Genomic DNA, 581 nt, shown 5'->3' on the forward strand with positions numbered 1-581 from the left:
GCATTAGCCCCTTGATGTCGATTTGGCCTTTGGCCCTTCTACCGTTTCGCCTAATGGTGTTGGTTGATTTTCGCTCTCGTCTTCCCCCCCCTTGTTGGTCCTTACCGTTTTCTCGATGCCTTTTCCGCTTACCTCTCCGAGAGTTTCCTCCATCCGGCGGATCGCCCTCACGTTCGGTTTGGAAACATGGGCGGCGGGAGACCGGGTTGCAGGGCAAGCGGTCGGGCCGTTCTTCGACTGCTGACCCGTCCCGGATCAACCAGTGCATTGGATGTTTGTTTGCCGGGTCGTCGTCGGAATCATCGGGAGGCCGCTGGCGCGTCTTTCAGTTCCATCGAGCACACGATGCAATCGATGCTCTTTCTCGCCGCGTCTGCCTTGATTTCAGCAACCGTGGTTTGCGGGCGTTCCATGCCAGAGGAATGGTAGAGGCGCCGCTTGTTGATGCCGACGAACCAGCTGATCTTGTGAATTACCGTGGCCTCTTGACGCGGCGCACTAGAGCGGACGAGCAGAAGTAGGCGATCAGCGGTTGGGGCAGTGGGTAGCGAACCTCTTTGTTGCCGGATCAATGAGTGCGA

General features: G+C 57.8%; 1 protein-coding gene. It reads right to left on the bottom strand.

The annotated features are described in order from the left end of the window. Positions 1 to 299 precede the first annotated feature (299 nt). On the bottom strand, positions 300 to 581 hold a 282-nt coding region (locus SB719_RS18985; RefSeq protein WP_412159581.1), incomplete at its 5' end, for a hypothetical protein.

The organism is Pantoea sp. SIMBA_079 (assembly GCF_046940275.1).
Taxonomy (GTDB): domain Bacteria; phylum Pseudomonadota; class Gammaproteobacteria; order Enterobacterales; family Enterobacteriaceae; genus Pantoea; species Pantoea borealis.